This is a genomic window from Corynebacterium tapiri, assembly GCF_006334925.1.
In the GTDB taxonomy this organism is placed as follows: domain Bacteria; phylum Actinomycetota; class Actinomycetes; order Mycobacteriales; family Mycobacteriaceae; genus Corynebacterium; species Corynebacterium tapiri.
In genome coordinates this window covers 1-15,381 of sequence record NZ_VDHJ01000001.1, presented here as the reverse complement: position 1 = coordinate 15,381, position 15,381 = coordinate 1, and the positions used below count along the sequence as shown (strand labels likewise).

General features: G+C 62.8%; 17 protein-coding genes and 1 rRNA gene. 12 read left to right on the top strand and 6 right to left on the bottom strand.

Features of this window, described 5'->3' with window-relative positions; all coding sequences use genetic code 11:
• Window position 1: 1 nt before the first annotated feature.
• The 3 genes from FHE74_RS00085 to FHE74_RS00075 all read right to left on the bottom strand — a co-directional run bounded on the left by FHE74_RS00085 (window position 2) and on the right by FHE74_RS00075 (window position 3,230).
• A complete protein-coding gene (locus FHE74_RS00085; RefSeq protein ID WP_139464389.1) occupies window positions 2–814 on the bottom strand; it encodes a TrmH family RNA methyltransferase in 813 nt (270 codons plus the stop codon).
• A gap of 4 nt (window positions 815–818) precedes the next feature.
• Entirely contained in the window at window positions 819–2,330 is a 1,512-nt protein-coding gene (locus FHE74_RS00080) for an NCS2 family permease (RefSeq protein ID WP_139464388.1), read from the bottom strand.
• Window positions 2,331–2,483: 153 nt separating this feature from the next.
• Window positions 2,484–3,230, bottom strand: a complete 747-nt coding sequence (locus FHE74_RS00075; RefSeq protein ID WP_139464387.1) for a DUF3027 domain-containing protein — start codon at window positions 3,228–3,230, stop codon at window positions 2,484–2,486.
• 20 nt (window positions 3,231–3,250) lie between these two features.
• Here FHE74_RS00075 and FHE74_RS00070 point away from each other — a divergent pair, with 20 nt between their 5' ends.
• A complete protein-coding gene (locus tag FHE74_RS00070) occupies window positions 3,251–4,072 on the top strand; it encodes a glutaminyl-peptide cyclotransferase (protein WP_425456298.1) in 822 nt (273 codons plus the stop codon).
• Between the two features lie 21 nt (window positions 4,073–4,093).
• Window positions 4,094–4,612 (top strand): DUF2771 domain-containing protein, encoded by a 519-nt coding sequence (locus tag FHE74_RS00065; RefSeq protein WP_139464385.1) that lies wholly within the window; start codon window positions 4,094–4,096, stop codon window positions 4,610–4,612.
• On the opposite strand, the gene FHE74_RS00060 is transcribed toward FHE74_RS00065, so the two are convergent.
• The gene (locus FHE74_RS00060) at window positions 4,609–4,992 is read right to left on the bottom strand and encodes a cold-shock protein (RefSeq protein ID WP_139464384.1); all 384 of its coding nucleotides are present in this window, start codon (window positions 4,990–4,992) and stop codon (window positions 4,609–4,611) included. The genes FHE74_RS00065 and FHE74_RS00060 overlap by 4 nt on opposite strands.
• Before the next feature lie 681 nt (window positions 4,993–5,673).
• Between FHE74_RS00060 and FHE74_RS00055 the strand changes: the two genes are divergently transcribed.
• The gene (locus FHE74_RS00055; protein WP_139464383.1) at window positions 5,674–6,297 is read left to right on the top strand and encodes a resuscitation-promoting factor Rpf1 domain-containing protein; all 624 of its coding nucleotides are present in this window, start codon (window positions 5,674–5,676) and stop codon (window positions 6,295–6,297) included.
• 97 nt (window positions 6,298–6,394) lie between these two features.
• Here the strand turns inward: FHE74_RS00055 and FHE74_RS00050 are convergent, their stop codons facing one another.
• Window positions 6,395–6,589: a hypothetical protein gene (locus FHE74_RS00050; RefSeq protein ID WP_139464382.1), complete on the bottom strand. Its 195-nt coding sequence runs from the start codon at window positions 6,587–6,589 to the stop codon at window positions 6,395–6,397.
• 87 nt (window positions 6,590–6,676) lie between these two features.
• Between FHE74_RS00050 and FHE74_RS00045 the strand changes: the two genes are divergently transcribed.
• The 9 genes from FHE74_RS00045 to FHE74_RS00005 are packed head-to-tail and all read left to right on the top strand — an operon-like array spanning window position 6,677 to window position 14,776.
• Window positions 6,677–8,863 carry a helicase-associated domain-containing protein gene (locus FHE74_RS00045; protein ID WP_139464381.1) on the top strand — a complete coding sequence of 729 codons (2,187 nt, stop codon included), beginning with the start codon at window positions 6,677–6,679 and terminating at the stop codon, window positions 8,861–8,863.
• 33 nt (window positions 8,864–8,896) lie between these two features.
• Window positions 8,897–9,166 carry a helix-turn-helix transcriptional regulator gene (locus FHE74_RS00040; RefSeq protein WP_139464380.1) on the top strand — a complete coding sequence of 90 codons (270 nt, stop codon included), beginning with the start codon at window positions 8,897–8,899 and terminating at the stop codon, window positions 9,164–9,166.
• Window positions 9,163–9,672, top strand: a complete 510-nt coding sequence (locus FHE74_RS00035) for a hypothetical protein (protein ID WP_139464379.1) — start codon at window positions 9,163–9,165, stop codon at window positions 9,670–9,672. The genes FHE74_RS00040 and FHE74_RS00035 overlap by 4 nt, the downstream gene beginning before the upstream one ends.
• Complete coding sequence (locus FHE74_RS00030) at window positions 9,672–10,553, top strand: ABC transporter ATP-binding protein (protein ID WP_139464378.1); 882 nt, start codon at window positions 9,672–9,674, stop codon at window positions 10,551–10,553. Before FHE74_RS00035 ends, FHE74_RS00030 begins: the two co-directional genes overlap by 1 nt.
• Complete coding sequence (locus FHE74_RS00025) at window positions 10,550–11,728, top strand: ABC transporter permease (protein WP_139464377.1); 1,179 nt, start codon at window positions 10,550–10,552, stop codon at window positions 11,726–11,728. The genes FHE74_RS00030 and FHE74_RS00025 overlap by 4 nt, the downstream gene beginning before the upstream one ends.
• 12 nt (window positions 11,729–11,740) lie before the next feature.
• On the top strand, window positions 11,741–11,953 hold the full coding sequence (locus FHE74_RS00020; RefSeq protein ID WP_139464376.1) for a helix-turn-helix transcriptional regulator: 213 nt from the start codon (window positions 11,741–11,743) through the stop codon (window positions 11,951–11,953).
• A gap of 6 nt (window positions 11,954–11,959) precedes the next feature.
• Window positions 11,960–12,430, top strand: coding sequence for a hypothetical protein (locus tag FHE74_RS00015; protein ID WP_139464375.1), 471 nt, complete (start codon window positions 11,960–11,962; stop codon window positions 12,428–12,430).
• Between the two features lie 49 nt (window positions 12,431–12,479).
• A complete protein-coding gene (locus tag FHE74_RS00010) occupies window positions 12,480–14,117 on the top strand; it encodes a DNA repair helicase XPB (protein WP_139464374.1) in 1,638 nt (545 codons plus the stop codon).
• A 14-nt stretch (window positions 14,118–14,131) separates the two neighbouring features.
• Window positions 14,132–14,776 (top strand): DUF3239 domain-containing protein, encoded by a 645-nt coding sequence (locus FHE74_RS00005; protein WP_139464373.1) that lies wholly within the window; start codon window positions 14,132–14,134, stop codon window positions 14,774–14,776.
• Between the two features lie 528 nt (window positions 14,777–15,304).
• On the opposite strand, the gene rrf is transcribed toward FHE74_RS00005, so the two are convergent.
• Window positions 15,305–15,381, bottom strand: a 5S ribosomal RNA gene (rrf, locus tag FHE74_RS10845); the annotation flags it as partial.

Below are 15,381 nucleotides of genomic sequence, written 5' to 3'. Positions count from 1 at the left end.
CCTAGGACCGGCTGCGCTGGACCTCGTAGAAAGCCACCGCAGCGGAGGTGGCTACGTTCAGGGAATCGGTCCCTGCGGCCATAGGAATGACGGCGCGCACATCGGTGGCGCGCATGGCATGCTCAGTAAGCCCGGGGCCCTCAGCTCCCACCAGAATGGCCACCTTGTCTGCCCCCTCGACGGCCTTCGCCAGAGTGGTATCTCCGCCGGGGGTCATAGAGACGAGACGGAAGCCCCGCTCTCGCAGTTCCTCCAGCGATCGCTGCCAGGTGGTGTATGTGCCGGGCAGGTGTGCGAACGGGGTTCGCAGTACATGCCCCATGGACACGCGCACGCTGCGTCGATACAGCGGGTCGGCGCAACCGTTGCCGAATAGGACGCCGTCCACGCCCAGGCCGGCCGCGTTGCGGAAGATGGCACCGATGTTCTCGTGATCACCCACACCCTCCAGGACACAGAGCGTCTGCGCGTTGGCAAGGAGTTCCTCGAGCGATGGTTCCGGCGCCCGATCCGCTGCCGCGAGCAAGCCGCGGTGCAGGTCAAACCCGGCGGCCTCGGCGAGAGTTTCCCGGTCCACGGCGTAGACCGGGATGCCCTCCGGCAACCCGTATTCCTCCTCGTAGGCCTGAAGCTTCTGCGGGAACCCCACGATGCAGCGCAGCGGGAAACGAGACTCCACCAGGCGAGAGACTACGAGTGGCCCTTCGGCGATGACCAGGCCCTTGCCGCCGGGAAGATCCGGGCGGTTATCCGAGTGGTTGAGATTGCGGATGTCGTCCAGGCGCTCATCCGCGGCATCGGTGATGGTGATCATGGGCTTAACCGATCGCCTGCATGATCGGGTCTACGGCGAAAAACACCACGAACAGGGCGGATACCAGCCACATGATCCAGTGCACGTCTTTGATCTTGCCGGCGGCGACAAACATCAGGGTGAAGGCGATGAACCCGACTCCGATGCCGTTGGCAATGGAGTAAGTAAACGGCATCACCATGATCGTCAGAAACGCCGGCAGGGCGATGTAGAACTTAGACCAGTCGATCTCGGTCACACCGGTCATCATCATTGCACCCACGATCACCAGCACCGGGCTGGCGGCCTCGAGCGGGACGATCTCATACAGCGGGGTGAGAAACATCGCGGCCAGGAACAACAGACCAGTAACCACGTTGGCCAGGCCGGTCCGTGCGCCATCGCCCACGCCGGCTGCCGAGTCGGCGAACACGGTGTTGGAGGAGGCAGACGCAGCACCTCCGGCCACAGCGCCAAGGCCCTCGACCACAAGCGCTTTCTTCATACCCGGCAGGGTTCCGGTCTCATCGACCAAGCCGGCCTGGCGGCCCAGGCCGGTCATCGTGCCCATGGCGTCGAAAAAGTTAGCCAAAAGAAGAGTGAACACGAGCAGGGTGGCTGCAACTACGCCGATGCGCGTGAAGGCGCCGAACAGGTCGACGTTGCCCAATAGGGAGAGGTCAGGGAGAGTTCCCAGCGCCTGCGGAGCCTCGGGCACTGCCATAGCCCAGCCGCCGAGGTTTTCGTTGCCCTGGGCATCAAAGGCCGGCCCGACGTCGAAAAGCGCCTCGACGATGATGGACAGGATCGTGGTCACAACAACGCCGATGAACAATCCGCCGGGCACATTGCGCACCACCAGGATGCCGCCTAGAACCAGGCCAAAGATGAAGATGACGGTGGGCCAGGCAGAGATCGACCCGCCAATTCCCAGGCTGACCGGGACCGTGGTGCCGGCGGCATCGGGCACACGGGTGACAAAGCCACCGCCCACAAAACCGATGATGGAGATGAAGGCGCCGATGCCCACGCTCATCGCGGCCTTCATGGAGGCTGGGATGGCATTAAAGACCGCTGCTCGGAAACCGGTAATGGCCAGGAGCACGATGATCAGGCCTTCGATAACGATCAGGCCCATGGCTTCCGGCCAGGTCAGGCCCTCCCCGGCAACCGCGGTGACTGCCACCAGAGTGTTCAGGCCCAGGCCCGCGGCGATGCCGAAGGGGTATTTGGCGATGACGCCGAAGAGGATGGTCATCACGCCGGCTACGAAGGCGGTAACCGCGGCCACCCGGCTCACCCCGAGGACAGTGCCCTCAGAGTCTGCTCCCGTTCCCAGAATGAGGGGGTTGAGCAGGATGATGTAGGCCATGGCGAAGAAGGTGACCACGCCAGCGCGGATCTCCGCGCCTACCGACGAGCCACGCTCTGTGATGTGAAAGAAACGGTCCACCCCGGAAACGGGGCGGGGATGGTGTGCTGGCGAAGCTTCCGGCGAAGCTTCCGGCGTTCCGGCAGAGGCCGAGGTTGCAGACATGTGGCGGGCATTCCCCTTCATGACGGGCGGTAATCAACAAGGCGTCCGTAACAGGCATTCCTTAAGGGCCTGCACAGTCGCCTTTTAGAGTGTCACCCTGCCGGGCATGGCGCAAAACCGTCCCACACCGCTGCTCAAGCGCCAAACGGCTTTTTAGAAAATCGGCTTCTCGTCGTCGAAGACCTCACCCGGCTGGTCGTGCGTCTTCAGCTTCGTTTCGGAGTGCGCACCGCACCCGTAGGTGGCGTTGACCAGGATTCCGTCTGCGGAGAATTCGTTGACGCACACGCCGAAGTGCCGTCCGATGGGCTCTGCCGCCGGGATAAAGAAAGCACAGCTCGCACAGTTCAGCGCCGCCTTCTCTGCAAACTCGCTGGTCGGCCCGTAATTACCCACGCGCCAGCGATGCTTGGCATCCTGCAGCCCCTTCAAGCTCAGATGCCGCGTCCGCCGCTCCGGGCCTTCCACGCTTGCCGCCTGTGGCGAATCTGCGCTCTCTACCAGGCGGGGATCGTCGGCGGGAGCGGGCATGAGATCTCCCGGCCCGAGATCGCCCGGGCGCACGCGCTGGGAGTAGGGAACCCATTCGGGAACCGCCAGCGCATGGCCGCTCGGCGCAGGCACGAGCGCCAACTCGTTGATGGTGACTTCGTCGCTGCCCTCTGCACAGGCCACTACGACGTTCCATTCCCACCCGGGATAGCCGGGGACCTCGGCGGCGAAGCGGTGAATCGCGACGTGCTTATTGATCCCCGTTACGCCCACGTGTTCGCCCACGCCGGTCTCCCCGCAGTCGATGAGTGCTTCGCGCGCGATCTCAATGGCCTGCGGAGTCAGCAGCGGGGAACGGCGATGCGGGCGGGATGAACGGGCTTGTCGAGGTTGGGACACGCTCCCCATTATGGGATACGTCCGTCATAATGGCGCGCATGGCCCCATCTGCTCGCCCGATTCCGCTTCTTATCTGCGCCCTCAGCGTGGTGTTAGCCAGTGGCTGCACGGTTCCTTCGGCGGATCCTTCTCCTGATTCGGCGCAACCGCACGTCGAGAAGCTCCGCGCAGACATCGTGCGCACCCATTCCTTCGATCCAGCGCTGTTTACCCAGGGCCTCGAAGTCGAGCCCGAGGGCACGCTGCTCGTATCCACCGGCATGTGGGGCGAGTCTGGAATCTTTCGCCGCACCATCGAAGGCTACACGCTAGACAGCGAAGCGCTGCCCAATACAGTTTTCGGCGAAGGTGCCACGCGTTTCGAGGACACCATCTGGCAGATCACCTGGAAATCCGGCACCGCCATTAAGCGCGACGCACACACGCTGCAGGAACAATCCCGCACCACCTACGAGGGCGAGGGCTGGGGGTTGTGTTCCTTCGACGATCAGCTAGTCATGTCTAATGGCACGGCGCAGCTGCGCTTGCTCGACCCACATACTTTTGCAGAACGCTCCCGCCTGACCGTCACGCTCAACGGCGAACCCGTTACCCAGCTCAACGAGCTCGAGTGTGTCGACGACTCCGTCTACGCCAACGTGTTCCAATCCACCGACATCATGCGTATCGACGCCCTTTCCGGCCAGGTCACCGGTGTCATTGACGCATCCTCGGTCCCGAACTCGGGCCCGGCGGGCGACCCAAATGCGGTGCTCAACGGGATTGCTCACGTGCCAGGAAGTGACACGTTCTGCCTCACTGGCAAGCGCTGGTCCGAAATGTCCGAGGTGCGCTTCCGGCCCAGCGAGTAGTGCGCATTAGAATTTGCCACCATGGCGACTCGGAAAGAGGCAAAGCGCAAGTCCCTGCTCCAGCTACTCACTCTTTTGGTGGTAGCTGCGGTCATTGTGGCCGTGGTGGTATTGGCCCAGACCTGGCTGAAGAACCGGCCGGACCCCCTCCCCCAAGAAACCGCGTTGACCGTGTCCTGGGGCGACCAGAAGCGCGAAGTTCTGCCCTATCTCGTCGCCGAGCCGGGAGCCCAGGCGCAGGACGGACAAGTGGACACGATTGAGGTGAGCGACCAGGACACGGTCACGATCGAGGTCCCGGATCACGTTGCCGACCACGACTGGACGGCAGTCATGATTTATAGCGATCCAGCAGCCAACGACCAGGTGGTCCACGGGCCGCACGAAGCCAGCTCGGTGGAGGTGGCGGTGACCTCAGAACGCGGCAGTGATGCCAAGCTGAGTGTGGTGGAGATCCAGTCGGTGCTCATCGGCAAAGACGAGCAGGGCCAGGAAGCTCCGTTTACCACCGTGTGGTCGGTGGCCACACAGCACGCTTAGGCGTCGAGCTCCTTGGCGATGGCCCGCAGGATTCCAGCGACCTGACGGCCCTCCTTACGCTCTGGGTAGCGCCCGGCTGCGAGCGCCGGCTGGATCTGGGTCTCGATGACGGTGAGCACGTCCGAAAGCATGCTGGAGAGCTCTTCTGGCTTGTGCTTGTGCGCGTGACGACGCTGCGGGGAGTCCAGAACCTTCACCCGCAAGGCCTGGGGCCCGCGCCGACCCGCTGCGAAGTCGAACTCGATGCGCTGGCCCTGCACAAGTTCCTCGACACCGTCGGGAAGTACGGAGGCGTTGACGTAAACATCCTCGTCACCGGGATTGGATACGAAGCCGAATCCCTTCTCGCTGTCGTACCACTTCACCTTGCCGATCGGCATTAGTCTCACCGTGTCCTTTCATTCATCCCACGCGCGTAATCGCGGGGTCAGCGTCGCAGGGGTTCACACACCCTCTTCTGCGAGGCGGTTCTGCCCCAGAATTGCCAACCACTCATCTCCCGCTTGATCACGGGGACGTGACGGTAGTAGCGAGAGCCCCTGCCGATTAGTAAGACACAGAATTCTACCAGTTCTGCCCCGCAGCACGGTAGGTGCTCGGCCTTTGCAAACTGGCCAGAGATAACAAAAGTGACATAGCTCACGTTTTTTATTCCCGCAGCTCACTAGGGGTAAACCCTGACACCATGTGAACAATGTGACAAACGAGGCCTTCGAAGAGGGGCGGAGCGTGACTATTTCGTTATAAAGCGCTAGGGTTGCCCCCAGCACTGTAGCCAGCCTGAACACTTTCGGCGCTTAACGCATACCTTGCCCTCGTCCCCGCGGGGAGCGCCTAGGGATTTTCCCTTAAGCTGGCCGAGCAAAAGAGTTCGAGTGCAGCGAACTTCATATCGATATTGCAGAGATCAAGAACGCTTCCACAGCATTGAGCCTCGAGGGGACGAGGACGGGGTCTACTCTTCGCGCTCCAGCCAGGTGCGCCGAAGGTATACCGCACTCCGTGGGGTACATCGCAGGCACGTCTGTGGGCACGACGACAAGTAAGGACTCTTTTCACACATGGCACGTCACGCACGTAAGAACGCTTCCACCGCCGCCAAGCTGGCCGCCACCACCGCCGCCTTCGGCGCTGCTACTTCCCTGATCTCCACCCCGATCGCTTCCGCTGCTCCGGATTCCGACTGGGATCGCCTGGCACAGTGTGAGTCCGGTGGAAACTGGGCCATCAACACCGGCAATGGCTTCCAGGGCGGCCTGCAGTTCACCCAGTCCACCTGGCAGGGTTACGGTGGCGGCGAGTTCGCTCCGTCCGCTCACCTGGCAACCCGCGAGGAGCAGATCGTCGTTGCCGAGCGCACCCTCGCCGCTCAGGGTTGGGGCGCATGGCCGGCTTGCTCCGCCAAGCTTGGCCTGAACTCCGCTCCCACCCAGCGCACCGCGCCGGCCGCTACCCCTGCCGCTCCGGCCGCCGCCCCGGCAGCAGTTCAGACCATCGCAGCCAACGCCGCTGATGAGTCCACCGCTGTTGACAACCTGTACAACGCGCTCAAGGACGCCCTTGCTTCCTACGGTGTGCAGGTCCCGGCCCAGGTCGATGCCTTCTACGAGGCCAACCGCGATAACCTCAACGGCTTCTACGAGTCCAACAAGCAGCTCATCGACTCCGTACTGGCTAACCGCTAAGCGTTGAGCAGGTTCTTGACCTAGAACCACCTAAAGCCGCCCGCCTGGAAATTAAGAAATCCAGGCGGGCGGCTTTTTAGATTTTTGAGGCTACGCGCTAGCGGTTAATGCGCGTGTAGGGGTGAACGTAACCGAGCTGGTCCGCCGGCAGCGGAAGCTCCAGGTCATCCCCGTAGGGGCTTGCCGCGCCCGCGGTGCGGGAAACGGTCTCAGACACGGCGTGGAAGCCTTCCGGCACATTCACGGGCCACGCAGGGTTGTGGGCGTGCCCCTTCTTCTCGATGTTCGACATGCCTTCTATTGAACCAAACATCCCCCGGAAAAGTAAGCGCAACCGGCGTCTAACACCAGATGAGGGGCATTAGACTGACTCGGCAGAATGGATAACCACAGTTTTCGCACTTGGCTCAGCCAGCGAACAGATGATCAGCTGACCCAGCTGCTGCGCTTGCGACCCGACGTAGCCCACCCGCTTCCCCCCACTATGGCAGCTCTGGCCACCCGCCTAAGAGTTCATGCCTCGCTGGCGCGAGCCGCTGCTGAGCTCAGTGCGCTGCAGTTGGCGGTTCTTGAGGCAGCCTCTGCCGCCGGCGCCGAGTTCGAGGCCGTCTCCGTCACCGCCATCGTTGAAGTGCTTACTCCCTATGGCGCCAGTCCGGAGAGTATCGAGTGCGCACTCGAAGAGCTTGAGGATCGGGCCTTGCTTATCCAAGAAGACGCTTCCGTCCTATTGACCGAGGTCCTTTCCACCCTGCCCCCAAGTTTTCACGTGGTGGGCACCCAGGACTTGTCGTGGGTACGCGCAGCGCTGGAGGAGCTCGATCCCAAGCAGCATTCGCTCCTGAACGCTTTGGCCAGAGCAGACGGGATAGGCCACAGCAAAGACGCCGCTCTGGATGCTGACCCCACTCGCCCCATCCCCCGCCTTATTGAGGCAGGCCTTCTCGAAAGAGCCGACGGATCGCACGTCCGCTTGACCGCAGCGGTGGCCGCCGTCTTGCGAGGCCAACCACCCATCCCCTTAACGCCGGTACAGCCTCACCCCAGCGAGGATGCACAACGCCTAAATTCCACCGGTGCTGCTCAGGGACTGGAGTTCTGCCGACTGGTCGCCGACCTGATCGCGCAGCTCTCACAACAGCCTGTGGCACTGAACAAGGACGGCCGGCTGGGAGCACGATCCTGCGCCGGGTTAGCCAAGACTCTGGCTGACCCCAGCGCGACCGAAACCAACATCGCCTGCGCCATCACGGTGGCCGCCAGCGCAGGTCTTATAGGTACGGGCCTTACCTCTCACGTGCCCGACCCGCTGCCCTCCGAGGCAAACTACCTCGCAGCCACCCGCGGGGCAGACGAGTGGCTCGAACTATCAGCGGCCGAGCGCTACAGCGCGCTTATCGACGCTTGGCTTGCCAGCCCCTGGGCAACCTGGGAGAGCAATCGTCCGCTCGAGACAGAGACCCGGCATTCGGATCTGCCGCGCCACAAACGCCTGGTGCTTGCTGGTTATCCGCTGCATACCCCAATTTCCACCGAGGATGCTCGCATTCGCGCACTCAGCATCCGGCCCGTTCTGGGGCTGAATCTCGCTCCCGAGCGCATCTCCGGCGTGGCGGAGGAGGCCCGCCTGCTCGGCCTCCTAGTTCCGTCAGCGCAGGAAGATGCGGCTACCAGTATTGCTTCCCAGGCGGCACAGAATGAGGACTTTGAGGCCACTCTCCTCGAGATCGTCCCGGCGGAGGTCGATCAGTTCATCGTCCAGGGCGATCTCACCCTGCTCGTTCCCGGTCCTCCTACACCCGAACTCGCCCGGGAGCTCAACGTCTGCGCACAAGTGGATACGCCTGGCCTCGCCAGCACCTACCGCTTCACGGAAGCGACCGTGCGGCGTGCCTTCGACGCCGGCAGAAGTGAGAGCGAGCTCCACGAATGGCTCGCCGGCCACAGCATGAGCGAGCTTCCCCAGGCTCTCATGTTTCTCATCTCGGATGTTGCCCGCCGGCACGGTGCGCTGCGCGGTGGGGCGATAGCCTCCTATCTGCGCTGCGCTGACCCGGAGATCCTCTCAGCGCTCATGGCCTCGCCACAGGCCGCCCAGGCGCGCTTGCGCCTGATCGCGGACACGGTGGCCGTCTCCGAGCTTCCCCTGGCGCAGGTGGTTTCGTTGGCGCAGCAGGCAGGTTTTCATCCCGCCGCCGAGGATTCTTCCGGAGCCACAATCGACTTGCGCCCTGAGCCTGCACGGCTGTTTGCTCAACCACAGGTGGCCAAGGGGCGTCGAGAAGCGCCCGAACCAGAGGTACTGACGCGGGCCGTTGCCGCCATGCGCGAGCGTGACAACCCTGCTCCCGAAGAGTCTGGGGCAGATGTCACGGCACTTCTTACCGCGGCTGTTCGCGGCGGGCGCAGCGTGAGCGTGACAGCGGTGAACGCACAAGGGGCGGAGATTACTTCGCAGGTGACTCCGGTGTCGGTCGCGGGTGGGCGCGTGGATGCCCGCAACTTAGCGACGGGCGCGACCGTGCGTATTCCGCTTTCCCGCATAAAAAATGTGCGCATGAACTAGACAGATTGTTGGGTTTATACAATACTTTGGTCTATGTCCCCAAAGAAAAAGCCGTCTGACCCAATTTTCAATCGGGTGCGCGTCCTACGCACCGAACGGGACATGTCGCGCGCCCAACTCGCCGAGCTCATCGACGTCAATCCGCAAACCGTCGGGGCCCTTGAGCGCGGCGACCACTCCCCCAGCCTCGACCTCGCCTTCCGCATCTGCGCGGTCTTCGACCTCCCTGTGGAGGCCGTATTTTCGCGCACGCCGTTCACTCCCATGTCGGCCGAAATCTTCGCAAAAGGAGAGCGTTCATGACCAATCTGCAACACCGACTCTGGCACTCGATAGACAACACGCCGACCCCGACCTGGGTCGACCGCTGGCGTACCCCTGGGCGCACCCGGGCGCTGGTAATCACCTATTTCACCTTCCTCGCCGTGAGCTTTCTCTGCGAGGTCGGAATGTTCTTTTCGCTCCATTTCCTGTGGCCGCTGCTCGCCGCCATGCTCGTCGCCATGATCGCGTGGACGCTGCTGCGCAACACCATCGGCGCTAAGGACATGGCCCCGCGCCACGCCCTCGACGAATACGAAAACGAGGTGCTCGACGCCTGGCGCTCCCGGGCGTTGACCCTGCTCAACACCCTGCTCGTTGTCGGCGCGGCGGCGTCGATCATCCTCGGACTCGTGGCCGCCGACGGCATCCGCACCCAGATCTTCGCCACGGCGGTGGGCATCTACATGCTCTTCACCTACCTCGCCGTGAGCACCCTGCCCGCCGTCGGATTCGCTCTGACCTTCAACCAACCCGCAGAGGACTAATGCCCGCTCTACACATTGACCACCTGAACAAGTATTTCGGCGACCACCAGGCGCTAAACGACATGACGTTCACCGTCCGCGAGGGCGAGATGTACGGCTTCGTCGGCTCCAACGGCGCCGGTAAGTCAACCACCATGCGCATCGCCCTGGGCGTGCTCACCGCCGACTCCGGCGAGGTCCGCTTCGGCGACACCCCGATGAACGACGACCTACGCCGCCGCATCGGCTACATGCCGGAGGAGCGTGGGCTGTACAACAAAGAGAAGATCGGCGACCAGCTCGCCTTCCTGGGCCGACTCCACGGCATGACCGCCCCCGCGGCCAAGAAGTCCTCCGAGTCCCTCCTCGAGCGCCTCGGACTGACCGAGCGCATCGGCGACAAACTTTCCGACCTCTCCCTGGGCAATCAGCAGCGCGTCCAGCTCGCCGCCTCCCTGGTCCACGATCCGGAACTGCTCATCCTCGACGAGCCTTTCTCCGGCCTCGACCCCGTGGCCGTCAGCGTCATGAGCGACATGCTTGTCGAGCGCACCAACGCCGGCATCCCCGTCGTCTTCTCCTCCCACCAGCTCGACCTGGTGCAGCGCCTCTGCGACCGCGTCGGCATCGTCGCCCACGGCCACATGATCGCCGAGGGCACCGTCGACGAGCTCCGCTCCGGCGGTCCCGTGCGCTTCGAGGTGCACACCGAGGCCCGCGACTGGTACCCGGCGTCCACGACGCTTATCGACGACCGCCCCGGCCACATCGTCCTGGAAACCGACTCGCCCGAGCGCGATCAGGAGATCCTCCAGGCCGCGATGGCCGCCGGCCCCGTGCATTCCTTTTCCCGCCAGGTCCCCGACCTCAATGAACTCTTCCAGGAAGTGGTCACCCGATGAGCTACTCGTCCATCAACACCGTCGCCACCGTGGCCAAACGCGAGATCGCCGTGGCCGCCAAAAGCAAGGGCATGATCGTCTCCCTGGCCCTCACCCTCATCCTCATCGTCGGCGGCATTGCGGCGCTCTCCTACTTCCTCAGCGACGACAGCGAACCCAGCGCGCCGCGTATCGCGGCCACGGACTCCGCCGTGCTCGAAGGCACCGGCGCCGAGGTCAGCTCGGTCACGGACCGCCCCGCCGCCGAGGAGGCGGTGCGCAACGGCGACGTGGAGGCCGCGCTGGTCTCTGGAGAAAACGGATGGGAGCTGCTGGCGGATGGGACGGCTTCGCCGTCGATAAGCAGTCTCGTCTCCCAGGCCGTCTCCGCCTACGAGACCAACCAGGCGCTCGCCGCCGTCGGCGTGACGCCGGAGGAATTCGACCAGGCCATGGGCCCCGCCACCGTCTCCATGGTTGACGTGTCCGCGGAGGGCGAGCAGTCCGAGGGCGAGATGATGTCCACCCTCACCGCCTTGGCCGGCATCATGCTGCTGGTCTTTTCCATCATCACCTTCGCCGCCAGCATCGGCTCGCGGGTGACCGAGGAGAAGTCCTCGCGTGTCGTCGAACTCATCCTCGCCTCCGTGCGCCCGATGGACTTCCTCGCCGGCAAGATCATCGGCAACGTGATCTTCGGCCTTGCCTGCACCGCCCTGTGGCTGGTCGCCGCGGCGATTTCCCTGAAGTTCTCCGGATTGGTCGATGGCATGGAGTTCTCCTGGGCGATCCTTCCCATCCTGCTGGTGTCGTTCATCCTGGGCATGCTGTTTTTCGGCTCGCTCTACGCTGCCGCCGGCGCCATGGTCCAGCGCACAGAGGATCTGCAGTCGACGCAGCTGCCCATCATGCTCATCATCTTCGTCTCCATGTACGTGCCCATGTTCGGCTGGACCTCTGCGGACGCGACGTGGATGCAAGCCATGGCCTGGATCCCGCCCGTGTCCATCACCACCGCGCCGCTGCAGTACGCGGCCGGCAACATGAGCCTGGGCGAGTTCGGGCTGTCCATGCTGCTCATGGCTGTCGTGACCGCCGTGGTCATCTGGCTGGTTGCGCGCATCTACCGCGCGTCCATCCTCAACAACGGCAAGAAGATGACCTGGGCGAAGGCCCTCACCGCACGTCCGGCGTAAACTGACGGGCCTATGACTATTGGTAACGGCCCGCTCATCGTCCAGTCGGATAAGACCGTGCTCCTCGAGGTCAACCCGCAAACCGTCGGAGCCCTGGAGCGCGGCGATTACTCCCCCAGTCTCGACCTCGCTTTCCGGGTCTGTGCCGTCTTCGACCTCCCCGTAGAGGCCGTATTCTCGCGTACCCCGTTCACTCCGCTCTCCGCCGAAATCTACGGAAGGTAAACACTCATGTCTCTGCGCTCCTCAGCTACTGTGAGCCGCCGGAATCGCTTAATTAGGCTTGCCGATGCGCTGCTCGGAATACTGATACTTACCGCTGTCGTTGCCTTCTTCAACCCGTTCGCAGCGATCATGATCGCCATCATTCCCGTTGTCGGACTGGTTTGGTCTCTGTACTCGCTCCGAAAGAGCATTAATGGCATCGATCTCCCTAATGCACCCAGGGACGAATACCAGCAACACCAGGTATACGATGCACGCACCGTTGGCCTGCGCACGGCGATCTTTAGCATCGTCGGGCTCATGATTGTTTCCAGCTTCCTGGCCGTGGCTTCCCGCTTCACCACACTCACGGTTACAGAAGCCACGGGTACCCTCTATCCGCTCTTTCTCGCCGCGATCCACGCCATACCCTTCAGCGTGACCCGCTCCCTTGCAGGCGCCATTAACCGCGACGAGCTCATCTCTGCCCCGGAGTAAAACGGAGCAAATTCCAGCTCCCCGAGGTCCCTGCCTAGACTGGTTGCTCATGACAGTCGGGCAGGGACCTCTCATTGTGCAATCGGATAAGACCGTCCTTTTGGAGGTAGCCCACCCCCAGGGCGACGAGGCCCGCGCCGCCCTCGCCCCCTTCGCGGAGCTCGAGCGCGCCCCCGAGCACATCCACACCTACCGCATTACCCCGCTGGCCCTGTGGAACGCCCGTGCTGCCGGCTTCGACGCTGAGCAGGCCGTAGACGTCCTGGAGCGCTACTCCCGCTTCCCCGTCCCGCAGTCCCTGCTTATCGACGTCGCCGAGACCATGAGCCGCTACGGCCGGGTCAGTATCCAGGCCCACCCCGCCCACGGGCTCGTACTCGCGGCAGAGGAACCGGCGATACTCACCGAAATCTCCCTTCACAAAAAGATCGCCGCGATGCTGGGCCAACGCATCGACGACTCCACGGTGGTCGTATTCCCCTCCGAGCGTGGCCGCCTCAAACAAGAACTGATCAAGGTCAACTGGCCAGCCGAGGACCGCGCCGGATACGTCGACGGCGAATCGCATCCCATCGCCCTAGCCGGCGATTGGTCCGTGCGCGATTACCAACAACAGGCCACCGAATCCTTCTTCGAGGGCGGCTCCGGCGTTGTGGTGCTTCCGTGTGGCGCCGGCAAGACGATCGTGGGAGCTGCCGCCATGGCCCAGGCCCAAACCACCACCCTCATCCTGGTCACTAACACCGTCGCCGGGCGTCAGTGGCGCGACGAGCTCCTGCGCCGCACCACGCTGACCCCAGAAGAGATCGGCGAATACTCCGGCGAGCGCAAAGAAATCCGCCCCGTCACCATCGCGACCTACCAGGTAGTCACCCGCAAGACCAAGGGTGAGTACCGCGCTCTCGAGCTTTTCGACTCCCGCGACTGGGGCCTGATCATCTACGACGAGGTCCACCTCCTCCCGGCCCCCGTCTTCCGGCTGACCTCAGATCTGCAATCTCGCCGACGCCTCGGCCTCACCGCCACACTGGTGCGCGAGGATGCCCGCGAGTCCGACGTCTTCAGTCTCATTGGCCCCAAGCGCTACGACGCCCCCTGGAAAGAGCTTGAAGCACGCGGTTTCATCGCCACCGCAGAATGCACCGAAGTCCGCGTGACCATGACCAACGAGGAACGCTTGGTCTATGCCACCGCCGACACCCGCGACCGCTATCGCATCGCCGCTTGTTCCTCCTCCAAGACTCGCGTGGTGCGCAAACTTCTCGACTCCCACCAAGGCCTCCCCTGCCTGATCATCGGGGCATTCATCGAACAGTTAGAAGAGCTCGCCACTGCTCTCGATGTTCCGCTTATCGACGGCAAAACTTCCACCAAGAAGCGAGAACAAGCCTTCGCAGCCTTCCGTGCCGGAGAAATCTCCGTGCTCGTGGTTTCCAAAGTGGCGAACTTCTCCATCGACTTGCCCGAAGCAGCTGTGGCCATTCAGGTCTCCGGCACCTTCGGCTCCCGCCAGGAGGAAGCGCAGCGCCTTGGACGCCTCTTACGCCCCAAGCAGAGCGAGAACGAGGCCCACTTCTACACAGTGGTCACACGCGATTCCATCGACGCCGAATACGCAGCACACCGCCAACGATTCCTTGCCGAACAGGGATATGCCTACCGCATCATCGACGGCATTGATGTGTAACTACCCTTGGGAACGTGAAGGTATTCAAATTCCAGGTTGACGAGCCCTTTGCCCGCAAGCACAATGAGATGATTCGCGACACCCGTCGCGTGCGCGCCGGAGGCATCGGCCTGGGCATCATGATCATGCTTATCGCCCTGGCGGTCTACCTCTGGCCCGCAAACCAGGCCATCTGGGCACTCATGGTTCTACTCGTGGCCATCGCGCTTGGCATCACGTTCATCGTTATCGGTTTTACCGTGGCCAAGAAATTCGGCAACGCTCAGCCGCTGTACGACCGCTATCCCCTAGCCCCGGCCATCATCGCAGAGATCAATGAGCGCGACTTTGTACTCATGGCGCTGGTGAACACTAACGTAGACCCCGACCTCGAACCTGCCTGGGCCCTAGCACTGCGCACAGTCACCGCTATCCCAGGCATCAAGCCAACACTAGGCACTAAAGTCCCGGTCGCGGCAGTTCTGGGGCGCCGAACATCGCACGACTCCGGACGCTGGCAGGAAATATCCCCGATGCCCATCGCTTGGGGAACCCCCGACAAGACAGTCATCGACATGGCCCGTGACGCGATCCCCCGCGAACAATGGGGAAAGCTGGAGCGCCACCGCAAGCGCCTCGAAGACGTAAAAAAGACCCCGTATAACCTGCTCGAGCTCTAGCGCTTTTAAACGCCCTCTCCCCCGCGCCCACGGACTCCTCGAAACCTGCTGAAGCTTATTCGCATACAGCGAGACCGCGGGCGTTCCTTTATGCGCAGATCATCCCCTCACCAATTCGGGTGCCTGATCTGAAACCTACGGGACGCGAGACGCTCTGCGGCTCATGCGTAGCGGAACCGTCGTTGCCCCTTGATGGCCCAAAAGGGGCCTTGCCCATGAGTGGAAGCAAGCCGAGACTCGCCACTTTCCCCTTTAGACGACCACCTCAACAATGGGAAGACTAAAAGGCCTGAGCCCCAGCGTTGCCTCGCTGCACCGTCTAATACTTCGTCCTAGTACGGCAACCTAGATGCCGGCAAAGCAGCTTTTTCCCTTGGCGTCACAAAGGCTGAGTGTAACGTCAGTTCCTAACCGGCGAGAGCTGCTCGTCATCTGCTATTCGTCCTCCGAGCACGAAAAAGTGGGGTGTGCTACCAGGACGAAGTCCAAGTAACACACCCCACACCATATTTACTTATCTATTTTTTTGGTCGGCGGTAACCTACTCTCCCACACCCTCCCGAGTGCAGTACCATCAGCGTGGACAGGCTTAGCTTCCGGGTTCG